This window comes from Arenibacter lacus (assembly GCF_008711145.1).
Lineage (GTDB): Bacteria > Bacteroidota > Bacteroidia > Flavobacteriales > Flavobacteriaceae > Arenibacter > Arenibacter amylolyticus.
The window spans coordinates 20,385-37,079 of sequence record NZ_VVIN01000036.1; the positions used below are offsets into that span (position 1 = coordinate 20,385).

The 16,695-nt window shown below is 42.5% G+C and carries 12 protein-coding genes; 8 read left to right on the forward strand and 4 right to left on the reverse strand.

The window, feature by feature from the left end:
* Nucleotides 1–48: 48 nt before the first annotated feature.
* The gene (gene proS / locus F1E73_RS11355) at nt 49–1,524 is read right to left on the reverse strand and encodes a proline--tRNA ligase (RefSeq protein WP_150451949.1); all 1,476 of its coding nucleotides are present in this window, start codon (nt 1,522–1,524) and stop codon (nt 49–51) included.
* Between the two features lie 98 nt (nt 1,525–1,622).
* On the opposite strand from proS, the gene F1E73_RS11360 reads away from it, so the two are divergent.
* Together F1E73_RS11360 and F1E73_RS11365 are read left to right on the forward strand one after the other, a co-directional pair.
* Complete coding sequence (locus tag F1E73_RS11360; protein ID WP_150451950.1) at nt 1,623–2,858, forward strand: hypothetical protein; 1,236 nt, start codon at nt 1,623–1,625, stop codon at nt 2,856–2,858.
* A gap of 49 nt (nt 2,859–2,907) precedes the next feature.
* Complete coding sequence (locus tag F1E73_RS11365) at nt 2,908–4,410, forward strand: OmpP1/FadL family transporter (RefSeq protein ID WP_150451951.1); 1,503 nt, start codon at nt 2,908–2,910, stop codon at nt 4,408–4,410.
* A 151-nt stretch (nt 4,411–4,561) separates the two neighbouring features.
* On the opposite strand, the gene F1E73_RS11370 is transcribed toward F1E73_RS11365, so the two are convergent.
* Nucleotides 4,562–6,004: a T9SS type B sorting domain-containing protein gene (locus tag F1E73_RS11370; RefSeq protein WP_317132966.1), complete on the reverse strand. Its 1,443-nt coding sequence runs from the start codon at nt 6,002–6,004 to the stop codon at nt 4,562–4,564.
* Between the two features lie 485 nt (nt 6,005–6,489).
* Here F1E73_RS11370 and folE point away from each other — a divergent pair, with 485 nt between their 5' ends.
* From folE to F1E73_RS11400, 6 genes are all read left to right on the forward strand, one after another.
* Nucleotides 6,490–7,170, forward strand: a complete 681-nt coding sequence (folE, locus tag F1E73_RS11375) for a GTP cyclohydrolase I FolE (RefSeq protein ID WP_086476363.1) — start codon at nt 6,490–6,492, stop codon at nt 7,168–7,170.
* A gap of 15 nt (nt 7,171–7,185) precedes the next feature.
* A complete protein-coding gene (gene cysS, locus F1E73_RS11380; RefSeq protein WP_150451952.1) occupies nt 7,186–8,667 on the forward strand; it encodes a cysteine--tRNA ligase in 1,482 nt (493 codons plus the stop codon).
* 39 nt (nt 8,668–8,706) lie between these two features.
* Nucleotides 8,707–8,928: a membrane protein insertion efficiency factor YidD gene (gene yidD, locus F1E73_RS11385; RefSeq protein WP_086476278.1), complete on the forward strand. Its 222-nt coding sequence runs from the start codon at nt 8,707–8,709 to the stop codon at nt 8,926–8,928.
* Between the two features lie 158 nt (nt 8,929–9,086).
* On the forward strand, nt 9,087–10,052 hold the full coding sequence (lgt, locus tag F1E73_RS11390) for a prolipoprotein diacylglyceryl transferase (RefSeq protein WP_086476279.1): 966 nt from the start codon (nt 9,087–9,089) through the stop codon (nt 10,050–10,052).
* A 76-nt stretch (nt 10,053–10,128) separates the two neighbouring features.
* Nucleotides 10,129–10,623 (forward strand): DUF192 domain-containing protein, encoded by a 495-nt coding sequence (locus F1E73_RS11395; RefSeq protein ID WP_086476280.1) that lies wholly within the window; start codon nt 10,129–10,131, stop codon nt 10,621–10,623.
* 497 nt (nt 10,624–11,120) lie between these two features.
* Nucleotides 11,121–12,353 carry an ATP-binding cassette domain-containing protein gene (locus F1E73_RS11400; protein ID WP_150451953.1) on the forward strand — a complete coding sequence of 411 codons (1,233 nt, stop codon included), beginning with the start codon at nt 11,121–11,123 and terminating at the stop codon, nt 12,351–12,353.
* Between the two features lie 62 nt (nt 12,354–12,415).
* Here the strand turns inward: F1E73_RS11400 and secDF are convergent, their stop codons facing one another.
* Nucleotides 12,416–15,373, reverse strand: coding sequence for a protein translocase subunit SecDF (gene secDF, locus F1E73_RS11405; protein WP_150451954.1), 2,958 nt, complete (start codon nt 15,371–15,373; stop codon nt 12,416–12,418).
* 173 nt (nt 15,374–15,546) lie between these two features.
* Nucleotides 15,547–16,473: a malate dehydrogenase gene (locus F1E73_RS11410; protein WP_086476283.1), complete on the reverse strand. Its 927-nt coding sequence runs from the start codon at nt 16,471–16,473 to the stop codon at nt 15,547–15,549.
* Nucleotides 16,474–16,695: the final 222 nt, after the last annotated feature.

Below are 16,695 nucleotides of genomic sequence, written 5' to 3' on the forward strand. Positions count from 1 at the left end.
CAACTATTTTTAAGGTTCGCAAGCACTAAGCAAAAAATTTTTAAAAAATTAATATGCCCGTGCAAAAAGGACTCTTTTGGCAGACGGTTTCCCGGTTACCATACATTCTCCTTCCTCGTTTTCACCCTCTATAGGAATACAACGAATGGTAGCCTTGGTCTCTTCTTTCACCAACTCCTCGGTCTCGGCAGTCCCGTCCCAATGCGCAGCAATAAATCCACCTTTAGTTTCCAATACTTCTTTAAACTCCTCATAGGAACTCACTTCAGTAATATGCTCCTCTCTATAGGTCAATGCTTTCTTAAAGATATTCTTCTGCATATCCTCTAATAGAAACTCAATCTTACTTACAATGGCATCGGCAGAAACGGTTTCCTTTTCCAAGGTGTCCCTTCTAGCCACCTCAAAGGTATTGTTATCCATATCGCGTTGTCCTATGGCCAAACGCACTGGAACTCCTTTTAGCTCATACTCATTAAACTTGAATCCTGGCTTATGGGTATCCCTATTATCATATTTTACTGAAATCCCTTTGGAACGTAATTCCTTCACCAAGGGAGCCACCCTGTCAGAGATGGCATCCAACTGCTCCTCTCCTTTATAGATAGGAACAATTACTACTTGTATAGGGGCCAACTTTGGTGGCAACACCAAACCATTATCATCACTATGAGTCATGATCAAAGCACCCATCAACCTAGTGGAAACACCCCAAGAGGTAGCCCATACATATTCTTGCTTTCCTTCCTTATTTGCAAACTTTACATCGAAGGCTTTGGCAAAATTTTGACCCAAAAAGTGCGATGTCCCCGCTTGCAAGGCTTTTCCATCCTGCATTAAGGCTTCTATACAATAGGTATCCAATGCTCCGGCAAAACGTTCACTGGCAGTTTTGGTACCTTTTATCACAGGCACTCCCATATATTCCTCTGCAAACTCTGCATACACATTCATCATCTGTACTGCTTCTGCCACCGCTTCTTTCTCGGTAGCGTGTGCAGTGTGCCCTTCTTGCCATAAGAACTCTGCCGTTCTAAGGAAGAGGCGGGTTCTCATTTCCCAACGCACCACATTGGCCCATTGGTTAATTAAAAGAGGTAAATCTCGATAAGACTGTATCCATCGCCTATAAGTATCCCATATAATAGTTTCGGAAGTTGGCCTAACTATTAGCTCCTCTTCCAATTTAGCTTCGGGGTCTACAATTATTCCACTACCATCCTCGGCATTTTTTAGTCTATAATGTGTAACCACGGCACACTCCTTGGCAAATCCTTCTACGTGACTGGCTTCTTTGCTTAGGTACGACTTTGGGATAAACAAAGGAAAGTAGGCATTCTCATGTCCGGTTTCCTTAAACATTTTATCTAATTGGGCCTGCATTTTTTCCCATATAGCATAACCATATGGCTTAATGACCATACACCCTCTAACCCCTGAGTTTTCAGCTAAATCTGCCTTCACCACCAGCTCGTTATACCATTTGGAATAGTCCTCTGCTCTTTTCGTTAATTTTTTACCCATGCTAGTAAGTTTGGCACAAAACTTGTGACTTATGTTAATATAGAATAGTTCCGCAAAACTAACTATTTTTACAAAGTCGAACAATTAAATTTTTAACGATGATACACTCCCTACTTCATAGCAAAATACACATACGGATCCCCCTTTTCCTTTTGGGTTTGCTGGTGGCTTCCTGTGGCTCTTATCAATCAGCCTCCTATTATGACAATGATGGCATCTATGATGGCATCTATGCCAGCAGAACACAAAGCGAGGAACAGCCTAGACAGCACAGGCAGGCTAACAATCAACGCCTTGAGACAAAACAAAATAACTACGGGGAATATTTTGGACAAAAAGCTGATGAATTTGGGGAGATTCTAGACAGCGAAATTTTCACCGATATAGATGGATATTACGGCGATATGGAAGGCGATGGCCAGTATGCTCAGGCTGATATAAATGCCTATGGCGCCAATAATGACTACAGAGGTTATGCCGCTTGGGGAGACAATCCTACCAACGTGAGCATTAATATCTATGACAATTGGGGATATAACGACTTCTACTATGGCTGGGGAAGCCCTTGGTTTTATCGCGGTTTCTACAGAGGCTACCACAACCCATGGCGATGGGGCTTTTACGGTAGCTACGGATATTCTTATAGTCCCTATTATTGGGGATGGGGCGGTTACGGCTATTCTTACGGATGGGGCTACCCTTACAGATCCTACTACTACCCTTACTACAGACCTTATTATAACCACTATTACAGACCGGGTTACTACAACTACAATAGAAACTATGCGTACAATGCTAGTAGACGAGGCGTTTACAGATCTAACACCCTGAACAGAAGCAATTCTTTACGCAGCAGGTCTAACGTAAGCACTAACAACAACTCCACCCGATATAGGAGTAATGGAACGCGCAGCAATGTTTCCAGACAGTCTTCTACTAATAACAACAGTCGTTATAGAAGCAGCACCAATACTAGAACTAGGGTTGGAGTGGATGCCTTGGACAGAAACAGATCTTATAGAACCAGCAGAAGCACTAGGGCGGTGCCCAATTATAACAGCAGAACTCGTAGCACCCAAACCTACAAAGGCAGTGCGCCCAGCAATAGTACCTACAGAAGCAGTCGTAGCACTAGCGCTCCTAGGACTTCTACGTACCGAAGCACCAGAAGCACTAGCAGACCTAGCAGTAGTACTATTAGAAGCTCGGGAAGCAACCAACGATCTTCCAGCGGCACTATTAGAAGCAGCAGTCCACCTAGATCTTCCTCTGGAAGCGTACGGAGCAGTAGCTCCTCTAGCAGATCATCTGGCAGTAGATCTAGAGGCAACTAAAACCCTGCTATAGGCTATATTTCAAAATAGACATCCAAAATTTATTAAGATGAGAAGACTCAACACTTTCTTTCTACTATTGGCATGCGCATACGCAAGTGCCCAAAACATTAACGACGTGGTGCGCTACAGCACCGAATCGCTTCAGGGAACTGCACGCTACCAAGCAATGAGCGGTGCTTTTGGGGCACTTGGCGGGGACTTATCGGCCCTAAATGCCAATCCGGCTGGATCTGCAGTATTTAACCACGGCCTATTTACCATTACCGGATCTAAAAACCGTCAGCAGAACGATGCAACCTACTTCTCATCCTTTAACGCCTCCACCATCAACGCTTTTGATCTAAACCAATTAGGCGGAGTGTTTGTTTTTAAAAGCAGGAACGATAATTGGAAAAAGGTATCCCTGGCATTTAATTACGATATGGCGAGGAGTTTTGACAATGAAACTTATATCACCGGAAATAGCGATCAAGGGATAGACAACTACTTCTTGAATTTTGCTGGGGGAGTCCCTTTTGGCGACCTGTTGCTACAGGACAACGAGTTTCTGGAAGAAGCCTATTTAGACATAGGAGCTAGCTATGGCTACGCAGAACAACAGGCTTTTCTAGGATATTTCGGGGGGATCATAGACCCCATGGATGAGTCGGACAACAACAATACCAGCTATATTTCCAATGCGAGATACAGCACTGTAAATCAACGCTATTTTGAAAGTACCACGGGGCATAATGGCAAGTTCACTGCCAATTTAGCGGGGCAATATGGCGACAACCTTTATCTGGGTGCTTCTTTAAATTTTCACAATGTATTATTTGAAAAGCTAAGCCAGCTTACCGAAAACGGATTTGATTCGGATTCGGAAATAAAAAACACCTCTTTCGACAATCTCCTAAGAACCCAAGGAAATGGATTTTCCTTTAGCTTGGGGGCCATAGGAAAAGTAGGAGACAACCTTAGGGTTGGAGGTAGTTATCAATCCCCTACCTGGTACAACCTCTCGGACGAGACTTCCCAAAAGATAAATTCAGACTTAGCAGATGACGATATTTCCTTTATCAACTTTAATGTTGTGAACGTATTTGAGAAATATACCATACAAACCCCAGCAAAATTAACGGGAAGTTTGGCTGTTATCTTTGGTCAGCAGGGACTCATTAGCTTAGATTATAGCTACCAAGACATGTCCAAAGCCAAGATAAAACCTACTGCAGACCCCAGTTTTTCATTAGAGAACAATATAATTGCCAAGGAACTAGGCGGGGTATCTACCCTTAGACTTGGTGGTGAATACCGACTAGCCGCTTTAAGCCTACGTGCTGGGTATCGGTACGAACAGAGTCCGTATGCCGATGGCAATACCGTGGGCGACCTAAACGGTTATTCTGCGGGAATAGGGTATAACTTTGGCGGAAGTAGGCTGGACTTTTCTTATAGCGAAGCCACACAGGATTACCGTAAAACCTTGTATGAAACAGGCATGCCAACCCCGGCCACTATCACCAACAAGAATTCGGTCTTCAGCTTAGGGTACACCCTTAACTTCTAAAAATAAATATGACACCTATAGAAATATAAAGACGGGAAATATCCCGTCTTTCTTTGTTATAATAGTCAAGTTCCACCCGTACAACCCTAATCGCCTTCCTTCCCATTCTACGATTCATTATTAGGGCCATGATGCCTTATATGGGCCACCATCACCTTTTTAGGGTAAAATGGGAACGAACCATTTTTGCCACCAGCATTCCACCTTCGTCTTGGGAATACTCCATTTTAAACCAATAATCCGAAGAAGGCATAGGCCTGCCATTAAAGGTACCATCCCAGCCCGCAGAGTTCACATCTAACTGCTTAAGGAGCTTCCCATACCGATCGAAAATAAATACTACGGGATTGGCTAATGTTGCAACACCGTACACCTGCCAATAGTCGTGGATTCCATCTCCATTGGGTGTAAAAAATTTGGGATAGCCTACTACCAGAAAGGGAATTGGCGCGGTGTTGCCACACCCATTTTTATCGTTAATAACAACCGTATTCTCTCCTGGGGGCACATTGGTAAAAACAGGACTGTCCCGAAAGTCCGACCCGTTTAGGGCGTATTCAAAATTCCCATCTGGATTGCCCACCACTATTTCCACTTTATTATTGTCGGATACATCTTCTAGCACCAGCACCTCTTGCAACACGGGATCCCCAAAATAGGTAATTTGAATAGTATCCAATGCCTGCATTCCAGAAACATTGGTCACCTCTACCATATAGCTGCCGGAGTTAGGACTTTGCACCACCAATTCCGCGCCAGAGGGTCCGCTTCCCGTTAAGGTAGCATCCACTACCCCATCACCCTCATAATCTACCGTCCACACCACACTGGCGAGATTAGGACCTACGGGAGAGTTCATAGCAGATAGGGTAATATCAGGATCCCCTTCACAGGCAACGATATCCAAGCCCAAAAACTGATCCCTTAGGGTACAATCCAACGCATTATCCTGATCTGCATCAACGGTACTACCTGTAAATGTCAGCACAAAGGATTCTGCTTCCTCATCAAAATTAGTATTCCAGTTATTGATTAAGATATAGTAGATTTCCCCTTCCTTTACTTCTAGCCATTCATCATAAGTGTTCCTACTTTGCTTTACAAAAGGCGCACCTTCCTGGCCACTTTCAGGGTTAATCCCCACTCCGGTAAATCGGGTTTCATTGGTCTCAAAATTACACCGTATAGGCTCTATGTTCCCCGCTCCTATTTCCAAGCAATTGGCATCCGGACCATAAACGGCAAAATCCCATTCTGCAGTAATCACATCCGGACCCCCTGGCACTGGTAGGGCTTCGATATCAAAACCTAGCTGTCCGTCCGCTCCGGTCCTAAACACATACCAAGACGTATTGTACTCGATATTGGAGGATACATTACTCCCTTTTTCCAGGCAACCTGATTGCCGCACTTCATCGGGATCAAAATCGTCAATACCATGGCCATCGGCCGTTCCGTTTATGGGCGCATCGGCGCAAACGGGTATAGCACTTCTACAATCCGGTGAGTTTTGCGCAAACACCGCACCCGTAAACAACAGTAACACCCCCAGGGAATAGCTTATTATCCGCATATTGTATAATCTCCCTATCATTTACAGGAGTTAATATTATAACTCTTTACAAAGGGAATTAGTATAAGTTAAGAATAGGAATTAGCTGTAAATCAACAACATTTAAACCGCATACAATACCACTTGCAACGCCAATTCCTATACAAAACGAGCACAAAACCACGTTATTCTTTGTAGCCTAAAACCATCTTGATTATTCCTTTAAATCCCATAAATCCCAATGAGTAGCGGAGTCTAAAGAATTATTTCTATAAGCATCAGCCTAAAAACACAACTCCCTTTCTAGGCCAATAACTATAGTGAAAAACAAGACGATAACCATGTACCAACTTGGACACAGGGTAAAAGGGACCTTAGCGGTCATTTTAATTATCGACCCAAAACTCCAGAAAAACAAAAGCGCCCCTCCTCATTCGTTAACACTAATTTATAGTGTGTTACTAGTGAAATATACTATTAAGTGCCATATTATGCATATCTTTGCACCCTTAAAAAGCCATATTTTAATGAAAATAGATAACGCATTGGAAAAGCACCTTGAAGACATGGGAGACGATCACGTTTCTGCGGCCGAAGACACTCCCCTACGTAAAGATGCCTTTGTTCTTAGCGACGAGGAAAAGATCACTCGCATTAGAGAAAATGTAAATGAGATTATGCTTACCTTGGGCTTAGACCTAGAGGACGATAGCCTAAAGGGAACCCCCAACAGGGTAGCCAAAATGTTTGTAACCGAAATATTTGGCGGATTGGATCCCAAGCGCAAGCCTAATCCTTCTACTTTTGACAATAAATATAAGTACGGGGAGATGTTAGTAGAGAAAAACATTACCCTATACTCTACCTGTGAGCACCACTTACTTCCCATCGTAGGAAAGGCACATATTGCGTATATTTCCAACGGAAGTGTAATAGGGCTATCCAAAATGAACCGAATTGTGGATTATTACGCCAAGCGTCCCCAGGTACAGGAGCGCTTAAACATCCAAGTAGTAAGAGAGCTTCAGAGGGCATTAGGAACCGAGGATGTTGCCTGCGTTATGGATGCCAAACATTTATGTGTAAATTCCAGAGGAATTCGCGATATTGAGAGCAGCACTATTACTGCTGAGTATGGCGGCCGATTCCAAGAAGAAGCAGTGCGAAGCGAATTTCTTAGCTACATTAATATAGAAACCAAATTTTAATCTTCCTGTTTACAAATGCAGTTGTACCAAACCCAAGAATTAAAAATATACAATTCCCTTTCGGGCAAAAAAGAAGTTTTTAAACCTTTAAATGAAGGTCATATAGGCATGTATGTCTGTGGCCCCACGGTGTACAGCAACGTACACTTGGGCAACTGCCGCACCTTTATGTCTTTCGATATGATTTTCAGGTACTTTAAACATCTTGGGTACAAAGTGCGTTATGTGAGGAATATTACCGATGCCGGTCACCTAGAGGATGATGCAGAGGACGGAGAGGACAAGATTGCCAAGAAGGCACGCCTAGAGCAATTGGAACCTATGGAGGTAGTACAACGCTACACCTTGGACTTCCACAATATATTGAACAAGTTCAACTTTCTGCCCCCCAGTATAGAACCTACGGCAACCGGCCATATCGTAGAACAAATTGAAATTGTAAAGGCCATTTTAGACAAAGGACTTGCCTATGTCGTTAATGGATCGGTCTATTTTGATGTTGCAAAATTTAGCGAGACCAACGATTACGGGAAGCTTAGCGGTAGAAAATTGGAAGATATGATCGCCAATACCAGGGAGCTTACCGCCCAGGACGAGAAAAAGAGTCCCCAGGATTTTGCCTTATGGAAAAAAGCGGAACCCCAGCATATTATGCGATGGCCTTCCCCATGGGGAGATGGCTTTCCGGGATGGCACTTAGAGTGTACCGCTATGAGTACCAAATACCTAGGGGAAACCTTTGATATTCACGGTGGAGGCATGGACCTTAAATTCCCGCATCACGAATGCGAAATTGCTCAAGCCGAAGCCTGGAATAATCAGACGCCGGTAAATTATTGGATGCATGCCAATATGCTTACCCTTAACGGGAGAAAGATGGCAAAGTCTACCGGCAACAATATACTGCCGAACGAAATTTTCTCTGGCGAAAATCCGTTTTTAAGCAAAGCTTACTCCCCATCCGTGGTACGCTTTTTTATGATGCAAGCGCACTACACCAGTATTCTGGATCTTAGTGACGAGGCACTCTTAGCTTCCGAAAGAGGATACCAGCGATTAATGGATAGTATTGCGAGCTTAGAGCAACTACCCACGGGAGACAGCAGCGACTTTAATGTGGCAGCATGGGTGCAGAAGGGGTACGATGCCATGAACGATGATTTTAACACCCCAATCCTTATTGCCAATCTCTTTGAGGCCGTTAAACACATCAACCTAATAAAGGAAGGGAAAGAAACCATCTCTGCAGCGGACAAGAAAATACTTTCCCAAGCCATGCAGAATTTTGTTTTCGATATCCTAGGCTTGGAAAACCAGAACTGCACCCAATCCAATTCGGACAAACTATCCAATGTAGTAGGTCTTTTAATTGAAATGCGGAACGAAGCACGAGCCAATAAGGATTTTGCCACTTCCGATAAGATTCGGGATCAATTGGCCGAAATGGGCATCCAACTAAAAGATGGGAAAGACGGAACTACCTTTACCCTTTCATAAAAAATAAAGATTATACTCACCAAGAACACTTAGGCACAGATGAAAAAAATATTGATCGCCCCCTTTGTGTTCTTGGTTAGAGTTTACCAGACCCTTATTTCCCCCCTTACCCCGGCCTCTTGCCGTTATTCTCCCACCTGCTCCCAATACACTTTGGAAGCCTTAAAAAAACACGGCTTGTTCAAGGGAGGGTGGCTCGCCATAAAAAGAATATTTAGCTGCAACCCTTGGGGCGGAAGCGGGTACGACCCTGTTCCTTAGCTACTTTAAACTACCCAGAACCCATCTTGCATGCGGTAGTATTTGCCGGTACTTTTCTCACTAAGGACTAGCTTTACCTGCCTGCATTTAATTACTATTTATCCAGAGGCGATACTTCCTACTATTTACTTATCTTAGTCCCTTAAATTAGTTTGCGAATGTATTTTTTAGGATTCACCTGGAACCCCGCCGACACCTTAATCAATATAGGGGTATTACAAATAAAATATTATAACCTCCTCTGGATAATCGCCTTTGCATTGGGCTGGTATATCATGAAGAGAATCTATGTTAAGGAGAAAAAATCCATAGAGCAATTAGATTCCCTTTTCATATACACCGTTTTAGCGACCATGTTAGGTGCACGTTTGGGACATGTCTTTTTCTACGATTGGCCTTATTACAAGAATCATTTAGCCGAAATTTTACTTCCCATCAGGGAGACGGAAGGGAGCGCCCTTTTTGGCATTATCAACGGTTATGAATTTACTGGCTTTTCCGGTTTGGCAAGTCACGGTGCCGCCATCGGGATAATTATAGGTATGTATCTATACACCCGGAAATATCCGGAGTTTAAAATGCTCTGGATTTTAGACCGCATCGTCATTCCCGTATCCATCGGTGCCTTTTGCGTTCGATTGGGGAATTTTTTCAACTCTGAGATCAATGGAAAAATAGTGGACAAATCCTTTCTATTTGCTACCCGATTCCTAAGAGATCCAGACGACCTGCATCCTGCCAACGCTTTGGCAATTACTAAGGAAAAAACAGTGAACGCCGCCTATAAACTTATAGAAAAAGACCCTAGATTTGCCGAATACCTAGAGGCAGTACCCTATAGGCATCCAGCGCAACTCTACGAAGGGATATGCTATATTTTTGTATTCGCCATCCTTTACTACCTTTACTGGAAAACAGACAAGAAGAACAAATCTGGTTTCTTATTTGGCCTCTTCCTAGTATTGCTATGGACGGTTAGATTCTTTGTAGAATTCGTTAAAAAGAGTCAAGGCGGATTTGAGGAAAGCTTGGGACTTTTATCTACGGGTCAGTGGCTGAGCATACCTTTTATCCTAATCGGGTTTTATTTTATGTTCAGGCCAACAGCTGCCAAGGTAAAATAAGGGGGACACCATCAGACAACATCAACATATTCAATAAAGATAATAACATCCTAAAGGATAAATAAGCACTGTACAAATGAAGCAGCACAGCGTATATTTAGTGGCAATCCTTGCCATTTTCACACTATTGGTATCTTGCAAGGAAAAAGAAAAAGCCATTATTAAAACCACTAAAATCGAATTTAAGAAGGAAGGCAGTTTAGAAATAATTCAGCAGGAAACCGATTCCGTATTGGTGACCTTGGACATAGAAATTGCCGAAAGTGAATATGAGACCGCCACCGGCCTTATGTACAGAGAGTCGATGGAAGCAAACCAAGCCATGCTCTTTGTTTTTGAGGATGTGGCCATGCGCTCGTTCTATATGAAGAACACCGCTATCCCTTTAGACATTCTCTACATAGATGAAGACCTAAAGATTGTTAGTTTTCAAAAGAATGCCAGACCTTTTGACGAAACAGGTCTAAGCTCGCAATTCCCAGCCAAATATGTGCTGGAAATCAATGCTGGCAAGTCAGATGAATGGGGATTGAAAGTAGGAGACCACATAAAGTACCATAAAATACCCTAGGATAAAAACTACAATGTTATTGAAATGCCGTGGAAACCCCACGGCATTTCCATTTATATACACTAGTAGCAGTATTTTAAACACCACTGCTCCCAAAAACTTCAAGAGAGCAAAAGCTTTCTTCCCAACCATTTTATTTAATTAAATAGCATCTCTACCGATTCCTAAGCAAATAGAGCCTTCTAGAAACAGGGAAGACGTCACCCCTCAGCATTCGCCACCCTAACCAATAAGAGGCTTTGGCAGCCGCCTAGCACTACATATAAGTGTAACCTAAGGCAGTAAGCACTGCTGCGCTTAGAACTGGCCAAAAATGAGTTTACCGAGATTAAACCCATCCACCTAGTCAATAACAGCCTACGCTACTACACATATCCAAGGGAAAAACCCAGGACTGCATAAAACAGCAAATGCATTGCAAGCAGTGGGATTTGTTAATATCTTGGTCCTTCCGAATATTACAACAACAAAACACCAATTATATAAAGGCTATCTAAATGAAATCACCAAAACATTGGGCCATTTTCACCAACAACAATTCTAAGAAAGACCCCTTTATTCAGCAATTGATGAAAGGGAAATTTCCCGAACCACTCAGCACCCTCTCCGAGAAGGAAGGTGCGCTATTCTCCAAAATAAGCCTAGAGAAACTTATCCAGGAAGAGGACCGGCACGATATAAAAATAATAAACAAGGACACGGAGCAACGCCTTAGCACTATGTCTAGCGGGGAGCAGAAAAAAACACTCCTAAAATACCTATTGCAATTAGATCCCGGATTTTTAATTTTAGACAATCCCTTCGATAATCTGGATGCGGAATCGCAGCAAGCCCTTAGAGCGCGTCTTCAGGAAGTAAGCAAGACTACCTCCATAATTCAATTACTAAGCAGGAAAGGAGACCTACTTCCCTTCTGTGAGCAACACCTCACCCTAGACGTATCAACCTTACAACCCTTAGAAAACACCGCAATAGAAAATCAGCCAAAAGCCCTTTTTAACGGACAGATACCACTCCCGTATCAGCCAAATACCTATCAGGGAACCACATTAGTGGAATGTAAAAACGTATCGGTAAAGTACGGAGAAAAACAAGTGTTAAACAACATCAACTGGACCATAAAGCAGGGGGAGTTTTGGCAATTAAAAGGCGCTAACGGCAGCGGTAAATCTACCCTACTCTCTATGATCACAGGAGACAACCATAAGGGATACAATCAGGAGCTTTATCTCTTTGGAAAGCGGAAAGGAAGTGGGGAAAGCGTTTGGGACATCAAAAAAAACATTGGATACTATACCCCTTCCATGACAGATAACTTCTCTGGCCTGCATACCGCCTTCAATATGGTTATATCGGGATTAAACGATTCTATTGGCCTTTACCTTAGGTCTACCGAAAACCAAAAAGCATTGGCAAAAGAATGGTTATTACTACTGGATATGTGGCACCTAAGAGACGTACTCTTTGCCGACCTAACAAGAGGCCAACAACGAATGATCATGACGGCTAGAGCCATGATAAAACACCCTCCTTTACTAATCTTGGACGAGCCCACTGCGGGATTGGATGATGAAAGCGCCTACCTTTTTATAGCATTGGTAAATAAGATTGCAGCGGAGACCCATACGGCGATCGTATTTGTATCCCATAGAACCGAACCCGGCCTACAACCTCAATACGACTACCAACTTTATCCGGGCCCCCATGGGTCTACTGGGGAAAAACTATAGCAACAAAAAAGGCCGCTGAATCAGCGGCCTTTTTACTAAATAACAATAATTAATCAAAATTCTTATTCTTCCTTCTTGTCTTTTCTAGTCAAAGAATCGTACATCACAGGAGTTGCAATGAACAAGGAGGAGTAAGTACCTACTAAAATACCAACGATCATAGCAAACATAAACCCTCTTAACGATTCCCCTCCGAAGATGAAAATGGCCAATAATACCACCAAGGTGGTCATAGAGGTGTTAATGGTTCTACTTAAGGTACTGTTTAGTGCCATGTTAGTATTTTCACCAGCTTTCCATCCCTTTTCCGCTACAATTTCCCTCACACGGTCAAACACCACCACGGTATCGTTCAAGGAATAACCAATCACCGTAAGGATAGCCGCAATAAATGCCTGATCTATCTCCATGTTAAATGGCATTAACGTTCCAAATATAGAGAAGACACCAAGTACTACCAACACATCGTGTGCTACAGCAGCAACTGCACCTAGGGAGAACTGCCACTTGCGGAACCTGAACAGGATATAAAGGAAGACCACCGCCAAGGATCCTAGGATCGCCAAAAGTGCATTCTTCTTAATATCATCTGCAATGGTAGGACCTACTTTTACAGACTGTAATATTCCCAAGGACTTATCACCACTTCCAATAATGAAGCTATCAAAATCGGTACCGTCTGGAAGATACTTTTGAAGAGAGGTATATAATTTATTCTGAATCTCGTTATCTACTTCAATTCCTTCTACATCTACCTTATAAGCGGTAGTAATCTTAATCTGATTCGCTTCTCCAAAGGTCTTCACATTGGTTCCACTACCAAATACATCATTCAATTCGGAAGAAATCTCAGAAGGATTCACAGCCTTTTCAAATCGAACCGTATAAGATCTACCCCCTACAAAATCTACTCCCTGCTGCAACCCTTGAGTAAACAAGGAGAATAAAGCAATGGCAATTAAGACTGCAGAGAACACATAAGAGATTTTTCTTTTGGATAGGAAATCGATATTGATGTTCCTAAAAAGATTTTTGGTAATTGCTGTAGAGAAATCCAAATCCCTTCCTTTACCTTCCGAGTACCAATCTATCAGTAACCTTGTAATAAAGATGGCGGTAAATAAAGAGGTAACAATACCGATAAGTAAGGTAGTTGCAAAACCTTTAATAGGTCCAGAACCAAAAATAAACAGTATCAATGCCGTAAGACCGGTGGTAATGTTTGCATCCAAGATAGAGGAAAGCGCGTTTCCAAATCCATCTGCAATTGCCTGGCCACGACCTTTTCCTTTTGCAAGCTCTTCTTTAATTCTTTCAAAGATAAGTACGTTAGCATCCACGGACATTCCAATGGTTAATACAATACCTGCAATTCCAGGAAGTGTCAGTACTGCGTTTAAGCTAACCAGTACCCCAAAGATCAACAAGATGTTGAACAACAAAGCAATATCGGCAAAGATACCGGCTTTCCCGTAGTAGAATATCATCCATATCAATACGATAGCCATCGCAATCATAAAGGAAGAGAAACCACTATTAATAGCCTCTTGTCCCAATGACGGACCTACGATTTCCGATTGAATAATCTCTGCGGAGGCAGGTAATTTACCCGCTCTAAGTACGTTGGCAATATCTTGGGTCTCGTTAATGGTAAAGTTCCCGGTAATTTCGGAACGACCTCCAGAAATAGGACCTGAAGAAACTCCAGGAGCCGTGTATACCTTATTATCTAGAACAATAGCAATACCTGTTTGGTTATTAAAGGCATCCCCGGTTAATTTTTCCCACTCTTTAGCGCCTCTAGTATTCATAGACATGGATACTGCGGGCTTATTAAATTGATCAAATACTGCTGCAGCGTCGGTAACTACGTCCCCACTGATTCTTGGCGTATTATCTCTGTTAGATTTTAAAGCATACAATCCAACAACTTCGGCACCTTCGCTAGGACGCTCCCAAAGGAACTTCACAAACTGCATATCTGCAGGAATCAACTTGCGGATTTCCTTCATTCTAAGGTACTCACCAATGGTAGCAGTATCCTTAATAGCAGCGCTTACAAATGCATTTCCATTAGGATTTGCAGGCAACAATAAGCTAAATAGCGGATTTGAAGCAGGAGAAAAATCTTCGGTATCTTGATTAATATCAGACAACAAAGAATCTAGTTCAGATTCTGGCTTAGCAGTTGCTTCTGGCTGATCTACGTTTACCAAAGTTTTTAAACGCTCATTGGCAGCCTGTAGGAAGTTACCAAGACTAGGATTGCTAGGCTTATAGGTTTCCCAGAATTCCAATTGGGCGGTACTGGACAAAAGATCCTGAGATCTTGCAATGTCTCTAGCCCCTGGCAATTCTACCAAAATACGACCAGAATTCCCTTCTCTTTGAATGTTAGGCTGAGTAACTCCAAAACCATCGATACGCTCTCTCAATACTTCAAAAGCAGAAACGATAGACTCGTCTATTTTAGTTCGGATGATAGGCTTTACCTGATCATCGGTCATCTGGAAGTTAATAGCATCGCTCAAGGTCTTATTGGCAAAAATATCTGGAGAAGCCAATTTGGTATCCCCTTTTATTTTATCAAACGCGTTGAAGAAAAGCTCTAGGTAAGGAGCATTACTACTTTTAGATGCCACATCGGCATCGGCCAAAGCCTTGTTAAAAACAGGGTTCTTGGAGTTATTGGCAAGGCCTTTCAAAATATCCTTCACGGAAATTTGAAGGGTAACGTTAATCCCGCCCTTTAAATCCAGTCCTTTATTTAATTCTTTTTTCTTGGCATCATTATAGCTGGTATAACCCAGGATGGAATTATTCCCTATTGAGTCCAAATACTGTGCCTCTAGCTCTTCCCTCTTCTCAAGATAATCCTCTTCGGACTCCGAAACGCGATTGGTAGCAAAGACAGTTGCATCCTTTTCTACTTTATTGGTAATAAAAGTGTAGGATAGTTGGTAAATACTAACTAGCCCAAACAAAAAAGCGAAAAGCTTTATAAGTCCTTTATTCTGCATTGGTTGTTTAATTTATGATATGGTATTCCTAAATAGCGTGCAAATATATTATTTCCCCTAGGAACTAACAATATATTTGAAGAAATTATAAAATAAGGGCATCCATCCCTATCAGATTGCCATTTGGCTCCAATAGGACGGATGCCCTGAATTTCTATCAGCGCTCTAATTTTTTATACTTCTAGGAGGTTATTGGTCTTTCTGACCCCTTCGGCACTTTCTTGCATTTTTGCTTTCTCTGCCTCCGTTAATTCTATATTTACTATTTTCTCAATACCGTTTTTACCTAACAATACCGGTACACCTATACAGATATCCTCCAATCCGTATTCCCCTTCCAATAAGGCAGAACATGGAAACATTTTCTTTTGATCACAGGCAATTGCTTGTACCATAGCAGATACTGCCGCTCCTGGTGCATACCATGCGCTGGTTCCTAACAACTTGGTTAAGGTAGCTCCCCCCACCTTGGTATCTTCGGCCACTTGGTTTAAGCGCTCCTCAGAAAGGAACTCGGATACCTTAATACTGTTACGGGTAGCGTGTGCGGTTAAGGGTACCATTCCGGTATCGCTATGTCCACCGATTACCATTCCGTCTATATCGGAAATTGGGGCTTCCAAAGCTTCTGCCAATCGGTATTTAAATCGCGCACTATCCAAGGCCCCACCCATACCAATGATTCTGTTTTTGGGAAGATCGGTAATTTTATGCGTTAAGTAGGTCATGGTATCCATCGGATTACTCACTACCATTAAAATTACGTTGGGCGAATGCTCAATTAGGTTGGTAGCTACCGTTTTAACGATGCCAGCATTAATCCCAATCAGCTCTTCACGGGTCATTCCCGGCTTACGAGGAATTCCTGAAGTAATTACCGCAATGTGGCTATCGGCCGTCTTACTATAATCATTGGTAACCCCTGTAATTTTGGTATCAAATCCGTTTAGGGAAGCCGTTTGCATAAGATCCATGGCTTTCCCTTCGGCCAAGCCTTCCTTAATATCCAACACCACTACTTCCGATGCAAAATCCTTTATGGCAATGTACTCTGCGCAACTTGCGCCAACGGCACCTGCCCCTACTATGGTAACTTTCATTATGAGAATATTTTTTAAGATTATTTTTCAATCTCCCAAAAATACAGATTTTAAACAGAATTCTGTTATCCGGTAGGCATAAACAGCGTAAATTTTGGAAGATTAATGGCCAGCGCATAAAATTGGGTCTACCATTCTGGGAGTGCTACGAGCCCTTGCCCCTAGGCCTTAACAGGCTACCTCTTGGTATGAAAACAGGATACCCGTCAATAAATGTTAAAA

Excerpts from the sequence above, each read along its gene's own strand:
- proS (WP_150451949.1), bottom strand. The coding sequence starts at position 1,524 with ATGGGTAAAAAATTAACGAAAAGAGCAGAGGACTATTCCAAATGGTAT.
- F1E73_RS11360 (WP_150451950.1), top strand. The coding sequence starts at position 1,623 with ATGATACACTCCCTACTTCATAGCAAAATACACATACGGATCCCCCTT.
- F1E73_RS11365 (WP_150451951.1), top strand. The coding sequence starts at position 2,908 with ATGAGAAGACTCAACACTTTCTTTCTACTATTGGCATGCGCATACGCA.
- F1E73_RS11370 (WP_317132966.1), bottom strand. The coding sequence starts at position 6,004 with ATGATAGGGAGATTATACAATATGCGGATAATAAGCTATTCCCTGGGG.
- folE (WP_086476363.1), top strand. The coding sequence starts at position 6,490 with ATGAAAATAGATAACGCATTGGAAAAGCACCTTGAAGACATGGGAGAC.
- cysS (WP_150451952.1), top strand. The coding sequence starts at position 7,186 with ATGCAGTTGTACCAAACCCAAGAATTAAAAATATACAATTCCCTTTCG.
- yidD (WP_086476278.1), top strand. The coding sequence starts at position 8,707 with ATGAAAAAAATATTGATCGCCCCCTTTGTGTTCTTGGTTAGAGTTTAC.
- lgt (WP_086476279.1), top strand. The coding sequence starts at position 9,087 with ATGTATTTTTTAGGATTCACCTGGAACCCCGCCGACACCTTAATCAAT.
- F1E73_RS11395 (WP_086476280.1), top strand. The coding sequence starts at position 10,129 with ATGAAGCAGCACAGCGTATATTTAGTGGCAATCCTTGCCATTTTCACA.
- F1E73_RS11400 (WP_150451953.1), top strand. The coding sequence starts at position 11,121 with ATGAAATCACCAAAACATTGGGCCATTTTCACCAACAACAATTCTAAG.
- secDF (WP_150451954.1), bottom strand. The coding sequence starts at position 15,373 with ATGCAGAATAAAGGACTTATAAAGCTTTTCGCTTTTTTGTTTGGGCTA.
- F1E73_RS11410 (WP_086476283.1), bottom strand. The coding sequence starts at position 16,473 with ATGAAAGTTACCATAGTAGGGGCAGGTGCCGTTGGCGCAAGTTGCGCA.